The sequence below is a fragment of the Streptomyces sp. NPDC054847 genome (genome assembly GCF_053610925.1).
Genome location: NZ_JBSGZJ010000359.1, coordinates 1 through 7,373, shown reverse-complemented (window position 1 = coordinate 7,373; position 7,373 = coordinate 1). Strand labels below are relative to the sequence as shown.

The 7,373-nt window shown below is 70.6% G+C and carries 8 protein-coding genes; 1 reads left to right on the top strand and 7 read right to left on the bottom strand.

Going from position 1 to position 7,373, the window contains the following annotated elements; translation table 11 throughout:
* Nucleotides 1-151 precede the first annotated feature (151 nt).
* From ACWGH4_RS27060 to ACWGH4_RS27030, 7 genes are all read right to left on the bottom strand, one after another.
* Nucleotides 152-688 carry an arginine repressor gene (locus ACWGH4_RS27060; protein ID WP_307705459.1) on the bottom strand — a complete coding sequence of 179 codons (537 nt, stop codon included), beginning with the start codon at nt 686-688 and terminating at the stop codon, nt 152-154.
* 7 nt (nt 689-695) lie between these two features.
* A complete protein-coding gene (locus ACWGH4_RS27055) occupies nt 696-1,919 on the bottom strand; it encodes an acetylornithine transaminase (protein WP_453465538.1) in 1,224 nt (407 codons plus the stop codon).
* Nucleotides 1,916-2,821, bottom strand: coding sequence for an acetylglutamate kinase (gene argB / locus ACWGH4_RS27050; RefSeq protein ID WP_441265348.1), 906 nt, complete (start codon nt 2,819-2,821; stop codon nt 1,916-1,918). Before argB ends, ACWGH4_RS27055 begins: the two co-directional genes overlap by 4 nt.
* Nucleotides 2,818-3,969: a bifunctional glutamate N-acetyltransferase/amino-acid acetyltransferase ArgJ gene (argJ, locus tag ACWGH4_RS27045; RefSeq protein ID WP_441265349.1), complete on the bottom strand. Its 1,152-nt coding sequence runs from the start codon at nt 3,967-3,969 to the stop codon at nt 2,818-2,820. Before argJ ends, argB begins: the two co-directional genes overlap by 4 nt.
* Complete coding sequence (argC, locus tag ACWGH4_RS27040) at nt 3,966-4,994, bottom strand: N-acetyl-gamma-glutamyl-phosphate reductase (RefSeq protein WP_453465535.1); 1,029 nt, start codon at nt 4,992-4,994, stop codon at nt 3,966-3,968. Before argC ends, argJ begins: the two co-directional genes overlap by 4 nt.
* 224 nt (nt 4,995-5,218) lie before the next feature.
* Nucleotides 5,219-5,740, bottom strand: coding sequence for an ATP-binding protein (locus ACWGH4_RS27035; RefSeq protein WP_453465533.1), 522 nt, complete (start codon nt 5,738-5,740; stop codon nt 5,219-5,221).
* An 83-nt stretch (nt 5,741-5,823) separates the two neighbouring features.
* Nucleotides 5,824-6,798, bottom strand: coding sequence for a helix-turn-helix transcriptional regulator (locus ACWGH4_RS27030; protein ID WP_453465531.1), 975 nt, complete (start codon nt 6,796-6,798; stop codon nt 5,824-5,826).
* Between the two features lie 137 nt (nt 6,799-6,935).
* Here ACWGH4_RS27030 and ACWGH4_RS27025 point away from each other — a divergent pair, with 137 nt between their 5' ends.
* The gene (locus tag ACWGH4_RS27025) at nt 6,936-7,331 is read left to right on the top strand and encodes a RidA family protein (protein WP_453465540.1); all 396 of its coding nucleotides are present in this window, start codon (nt 6,936-6,938) and stop codon (nt 7,329-7,331) included.
* Nucleotides 7,332-7,373 lie beyond the last annotated feature (42 nt).

Sequence of the window (7,373 nt, the reverse complement as noted above, 5' to 3'; positions counted from 1 at the left end):
GGCCGGGCCGCCCCCCCCCCGGAAGGCCGCGTGGAGTGCGGGGCCGGGTCCGGGTGGAGCCCGGTTCGGGGAGGGACCCAGCCCCGTTACGGGAAGTGGCCCCCACGGCCGCCAGGCCGTAGGGGGCGGGGGGAAGCAGCCCCGCAGGGGCCTAGCGGTCGTTCTGGGCCAGCCGCAGCATGTGGTCCGCCAGCGCCTGGCCGCCCGCCGGATCGCGGCTGATCAGCATCAGCGTGTCGTCCCCCGCGATCGTGCCGAGCACATCGTGCAGTTCCGCCTGGTCGATGGCCGACGCGAGGAACTGCGCCGCCCCCGGCGGTGTGCGCAGGACCACGAGGTTTGCCGACGCCTCCGCCGAGATCAGCAGTTCGCCGGAGAGGCGCCGCATGCGCTCCTCCTTCGCGGACTCGCCCAGCGGGGCCTGCGGGGTGCGGAAGCCGCCCTCGCTGGGCACCGCGTAGATGAGCTCGCCGCCGGTGTTGCGGATCTTCACCGCGCCCAGTTCGTCGAGGTCGCGGGAGAGCGTCGCCTGGGTGACGTGCAGTCCGTTGTCCGCGAGGAGTTTCGCCAACTGGCTCTGGGAGCGCACCGGCTGCCGGTTGAGGATGTCCACGATCCGGCGGTGGCGGGCCGTGCGGGTCTGCGGTACGGCGGGCCCGCCGTGCTCGGTGCCGTTCGCGTCGGTCATCGTCGTCTCATTCCCCGGATCGTCCTTCCCCGTTGCCCGCCGTGGCCGGCGTGCTCGCTTCGAGGATGCCGGGCAGCGCATGGAGGAACGCGTCCACCTCCGCGTCCGCGATGGTCAGTGCCGGCATGAGCCGTACGACATCGGGCGCGGGGGCGTTCACCAGGAACCCTGCATCCTGGGCCGCCTGCTGCACCTTCGGTGCGAGGGGCCCGGTGAGCACGATACCCAGCAGCAGGCCGCTGCCGCGGACGTGGGAGACCAGCGGATGCCCGAGACCCTCGATTTCCCCGCGCAGCTTCTCGCCCAGCCGCTTGACGGTGTCGAGCGCTCCGTCGGCCGCCAGCGTGTCGAGGACGGCGAGTCCGGCCGCGCACGCGACCGGGTTCCCGCCGAACGTGGTGCCGTGGTGGCCGGGCTTCAGCAGCTCCGCCGCGTCACCGAAGACGACGGTCGCGCCGATGGGCAGCCCGCCGCCGAGGCCCTTGGCCAGGGTGACGATGTCGGGCTCGACGCCTTGGTGGGCCTGGTGCTCGAACCAGTGGCCGGTGCGTCCGATGCCGGTCTGGACCTCGTCGAGGACGAGCAGCGTGCCGGTGGCGCGGGTGATCTCGCGGGCGGCCTCGAGGTAGCCCTTGGGCGGCACGACCACGCCGTTCTCGCCCTGGATCGGCTCGATGATCACGAAGGCGGTGTCCTCGCTGACCGCGGCGCGCAGCGCCTCCACGTCGCCGTACGGGACGTGCGTGACGTCCGACGGCAGCGGCAGGAACGGGTCCTGCTTCGCGGGCTGTCCGGTGAGCGCGAGGGCGCCCATCGTCCGTCCGTGGAACCCTCCGGTGGTGGCGACCATGTGCTTGCGGCCCGTCAGTCGGCCGATCTTGAAGGCGGCTTCGTTGGCCTCGGCGCCGGAGTTGGCGAAGTAGACCCTGCCCGGCCGGCCGAAGAGCTGGAGAAGCCGCTCGGCGAGGGCGACGGGCGGCTCCGCGACGTACAGGTTGGAGACGTGGCCGAGACGGGAGATCTGGTGGGTGACGGCCTCGACGACGGCGGGATGCGCGTGGCCGAGCGCGTTGACGGCGATGCCGCCGACGAAGTCGGTGTACTCGGTGCCGTCCGCGTCCCAGACCTTGGAGCCCTCGCCGCGGACCAGCGACAGCTTCGGCGTGCCGTAGTTGTCGGACATGACGCCCTGCCACCGCTGGGCGAGCTGCTCGTTCCCGTTGCCGTTCATGCTTCCCCCTGTACCTCGTCGGGCACGACCATGGTGCCGATGCCTTCGTCCGTGAAGATCTCCAGCAGGATCGAGTGCTGGACGCGGCCGTCGATCACACGGGCGGTGTTGACCCCGTTGCGCACGGCGTGCAGGCAGCCCTCCATCTTGGGGACCATGCCGCTGGACAGCTCCGGCAGCAGTTTCTCCAGCTGGGTGGCGGTGAGCCGGCTGATCACCTCGTCGCTGTCGGGCCAGTCCTCGTAGAGGCCCTCGACGTCGGTGAGAACCATCAGGGTCTCTGCGCCCAACGCCGCAGCGAGTGCCGCAGCCGCCGTATCAGCATTGACGTTGTAGACATGTCCGTCGTCCTGTGAGCGCGCGATCGAGGAGATGACCGGGATCCGGCCGTCGGCGAGGAGCGCCGTGATGGCGCCGGTGTCGATGTCGGTGATCTCGCCGACCCGGCCGATGTCGACGAACTCGCCGTCGATCTGCGGCTGGTGCTTGGTCGCGGTGATGGTGTGGGCGTCCTCGCCGGTGAGGCCGACGGCGAACGGGCCGTGCTGGTTGAGCAGGCCGACCAGTTCGCGCTGGACCTGCCCGGCGAGCACCATCCGTACGACGTCCATCGCCTCCGGGGTGGTGACCCGCAGGCCCGCCTTGAACTCGCTGACCAGCCCATGCCGGTCGAGCGCCGCGGAGATCTGCGGGCCGCCGCCGTGTACCACGACCGGCTTGAGGCCGGCGTGGCGCAGGAAGACGACGTCCTGGGCGAAGGCCGCCTTGAGGTCCTCGTCGATCATGGCGTTGCCGCCGAACTTGATGACGACGGTCTTGCCGTTGTGGCGGGTCAGCCACGGCAGGGCCTCGATGAGGATCTGTGCCTTGGGCAGCGCGGTGTGCTTCCTGGTCGTGCTCATGAGCTGTACGCGCTGTTCTCGTGGACGTAGTCGGCGGTGAGGTCGTTGGTCCAGATGACCGCGGACTCGGTGCCGGCGGCGAGGTCGGCGGTGATCCGGACCTCGCGGTAGCGCATGTCGACGAGGTCGCGGTCCTCGCCGACCGAGCCGTTCCTGCAGACCCAGACGTCGTTGATGGCGACATTCAGCCGGTCCGGCTCGAACGCGGCACGGGTGGTACCGATGGCGGACAGGACCCGGCCCCAGTTGGGGTCCTCGCCGTGGATGGCGCACTTGAGGAGGTTGTTGCGGGCGATGGAGCGGCCGACCTCGACGGCGTCGTCCTCGGTGGCCGCGTTGATCACCTCGATCTTGATGTCCTTGCTCGCGCCCTCCGCGTCGCCGATCAGCTGCCGGCCGAGGTCGTCGCAGACGGCCCGTACGGCCTCGGCGAACTCCTCGTAGCGGGGGGTGATCGTGCTCGCGCCGGAGGCGAGGAGCAGCACGGTGTCGTTGGTGGACATGCAGCCGTCGGAGTCGACCCGGTCGAAGGTCTGCCGGGTGGCGTCGCGCAGTGCCTTGTCCAGGGTGGCGGGCTCGAGGTCGGCGTCGGTGGTGAGGACGACGAGCATCGTGGCGAGGCCCGGTGCGAGCATGCCGGCGCCCTTGGCCATGCCGCCGACGGTCCAGCCGTCGCCCTGGGCGACCGCGGTCTTGTGGACGGTGTCCGTGGTCTTGATGGCGATGGCGGCCTTCTCGCCGCCGTGCTCGGAGAGCTGGGCGGCGGCCTGTTCGACGCCGGGGAGCAGCTTGTCCATGGGGAGCAGGACGCCGATCAGGCCGGTGGACGCGACGGCCACCTCGCCGGCGCTGTGCCCGAGCACCTCGGCGACCTTCTCCGCGGTGGCGTGGGTGTCCTGGAAGCCCTTCGGGCCCGTACAGGCGTTGGCGCCACCGGAGTTGAGGACCACCGCGCTGACCTCACCGCCGGTGAGGACCTGCTCGGACCACAGGACGGGCGCGGCCTTGACACGGTTGGAGGTGAAGACACCGGCGGCGGCGCGGCGGGGCCCGGTGTTGACCACGAGGGCCAGGTCCGGGTTGCCGTTCGCCTTGATCCCGGCGGCGATGCCCGCTGCCGTGAATCCCTTCGCTGCGGTCACGCTCACGGCGCAACTCCAATCGTGGAAAGACCGGTGCTCTCGGGGAGTCCGAGGGCGATGTTCATGCTCTGCACCGCGCCGCCGGCGGTGCCCTTGGTGAGGTTGTCGATGGCGCTGATGGCGATGACGCGGCCGGCGTTCTCGTCGTACGCGACCTGGATCTGCACGGCGTTCGACCCGTACACGGAGGCGGTGGCGGGCCATTGCCCCTCGGGCAGCAGGTGCACGAACTCCTCGTCGGCCAGCGCCTTCTCGTACGCGGCCCGCACGTCGTGCGCCGTCGTGCCCGGTTTCGCCTTCACGGAGCAGGTGGCGAGGATGCCGCGGGCCATGGGCGCGAGGGTGGGCGTGAACGACACGATGACCCGCTCCCCCGCGACCGCGCTCAGGTTCTGGATCATCTCGGGGGTGTGGCGGTGGCCGCCGCCGACGCCGTAGGGGCTCATGGAGCCCATGACCTCGGAGCCGAGCAGATGGGGCTTGAGCGCCTTGCCGGCGCCGGAGGTCCCAGTGGCGGCGGTGATCACCGCTTCCGGCTCGGCGATTCCCGCCTGGTACGCGGGGAACAGCGCGAGCGAGACGGCGGTGGGATAGCAGCCGGGCACCGCGACACGCCTGGACCCCTCCAGCGCGGCGCGGGCGCCCGGCAGTTCCGGCAGGCCGTAGGGCCAGGTGCCGGCGTGCTCGGAGCCGTAGAACTGCTCCCAGTCGGCGGCGTCCTTCAGCCGGAAGTCGGCCCCCATGTCGATGACCAGCACATCGTCGCCGAGTTGCTCGGCGACGGCGGCGGACTCCCCGTGCGGGAGCGCGAGGAACACGACGTCGTGCCCGGAGAGCACCTCGGCGGTGGTCGGCCTGAGCACGCGGTCGGCCAGCGGCAGCAGGTGCGGCTGCATGGTGCCGAGGGGCCGGCCGGCGTTGGAGTTGCCGGTGAGGGCGCCGATCTCGACCTCGGGGTGCGCCAGGAGCAGCCGGAGCAGCTCTCCGCCCGCGTACCCGCTCGCCCCTGCCACTGCTGCTCGTACGGTCATCGAAATCCTCCTCATCGATGGCATGACTATACGCAGCTATGCAGGTTTATGCAATCAGGTGGAGTACGCCGGACCCGAGCGGCTGTGAGTGAGCAGTCGATCGCTACCAGTTGCCGCCAGCGCCGCCGGCCTGCCCCTTTTCCGGCTCCTGAGAACGACCTGACACGAGCCCGGATCCGGTGATCGCGACAGCCGAACCACTGCGCCTGCTTTCGCGGTGGGCCTCACCGCTTGACGGCCTCCGCGATCCGCAGAGCGGCCTGGGCGGGCGTGAGGTGCGTGGTGTCGACGACCTCGGCCTCGTCGTGCAACCACGTGCGGGCCGCCTCGGCGTAGGGCTCGAGGTGTTGCAGACGGAAGGGGGAGGGGCCGAGGAACGTGTCCCCCTCGATACGCCGGCGAAGGGTGTCCTGGTCGGCGTGGAGGACGAAGTGATGCACCGGGACGGCATGTTGGGCGAGGCCCGCGCTGATCTCGCGCCAGTACTGCTCGACCAGGACGGTCATGGGCATCACCAGAGTGCCGCCGGTGTAGTCGAGTACGCGGCGGGCGGTCTCGACCACGAGCGGCCGCCACGGTGGCCAGTGCTGGAAGTTGCCCGTCCAGGGCAGCCCCGGCGTGATGTCCATGAGTGTCTCGCCGACCTTCTCGGCGTCGAACACCCGTGAACCCGGGATCAGTTGCTGCACGAGTGCACTGGTCGTCGTCTTGCCTGCCCCGTGGGTGCCGTTGAGCCATACGATCATGGTCCCCACGCTAGCGCCGTGCGGGCCGCGGGCGCGGGCTCGGACGGAGCGCATCGGCGGCAACGCGTAGAGGACGACAACTCTCACAACGACTCGCTGTAGCGGGCGGCAATGGCGGCGGCGCGGTCGCGCAGGGAGGTGCGCAACGACTGCGGGGCCAGGGCTTCCGCGTCCGTACCGAGCTGCCACAGCGCCCATTCGGCGTGCCGTGAATCCTGAAACGTCACCTCCAGCCGCAGCCGGCCGTCTGCGTCGGGGTCTTCCGCGCGGACGGCCAGCGCGGTGTCCAGCAGTTCCTCCCGCCGCGCCGGGTCCACCCGTACCAGCACGGTGATGTGGTCGCCGCCGGAGAGGAACTGCGCGGAGCGTTCCCGCCAGATCCGGTCCAGATCCACCCGATTCGGCCGCTGTGCCGTTTCGGGGAGTTCCTCTGCGGCCAGCACCCGCGACAGCCGGTAGGTGCGGTCCTCACCGGATCTCGTGGCCAGCAAGTAGCCCCGGTCTCGTACGGTGACCAGGCCGATCGGGTCCACCGTGCGCCACTGCGGTGCCTGGCCTGTCGCCGCGTAGTGGATGCGCAGCTTGTGTCCGGCGAGCACCGCGCGCCGGACCTCGATCATCGTGGTGCCCGGTACCTCCTCGGTGACCAGCCGACGCGAGAGCAGGTCGGTCTCCGGGTCGACGAGAAATCGCTGTGCCGCGTCGCTCGCGGTGGCCCGATGGTTCTCGGGCAGCGCGTCGACCACCTTCCGCACGGCCGAAGCGAGGGCCGAGCCGAGGCCGAACGCCTGCTCGCCGCGCCCCGTTCCGGCGGTCAACAGGGCAAGGGCCTCGTCACGGTTGAGACCGGTGAGCTCGGTCCGGAAACCGGGCGCCAGCGCGAACCCGCCATGCCGGCCGCGTTCGGCGTAGACCGGGACGCCGGCCGCGGACAGGGCCTCGATGTCGCGCAGCACGGTGCGAGTGGATACCTCCAGCTCGCGGGCGAGCGTGTCCGCGGTCAGCCGACCGCGCTGACGCAGCAGCAGCACCAGCGAGACCAAGCGGTCGGCGCGCATGCGAGAACTTTATCGAAATACATGACCATGGGTGTCGTGATTCGCTGCGAGGCTCCTCGACACGACGGCGAAGTCGGCGGCTACCGAGCCGATGGACGTCCGTACTCCCCATGAATCGAACGGAGCCTTACGTGGCAATGGAACGAACGGCCGTCAACCCGGTGACGTGGTCGCTGGACCTGGGTTTCAACCAGGGCGAGGTCGTCTCCGGGCACACCCGGACCCTGTACATCTCCGGGCAGACCGCGATGAGCGGCGACGGCAAGCCCCAGCATGACGGTGACATGGCGGCCCAGTTGGGGCTGAGTACCGACAACGTGGAGGCCGTGCTCGCCGAGGCCGGCATGTCTCTCGCGAACCTGGTCCGGCTCAACGTCTACACGACCGACGTCGATCTGCTGTTCCAGCACTACGGCGTGCTGGCGGCGCGGCTGGGCGCCGCCGGGGTGGCGCCGACCACCACGATGCTCGGGGTGACGCGGCTGGCGATCCCCGGCCAGATGGTAGAGCTCGAGGGGACCGCCGTCGCGTGACGCGACCTCGCCGCCAGCGCTGCTCGTGCCGGTCGAACCGGC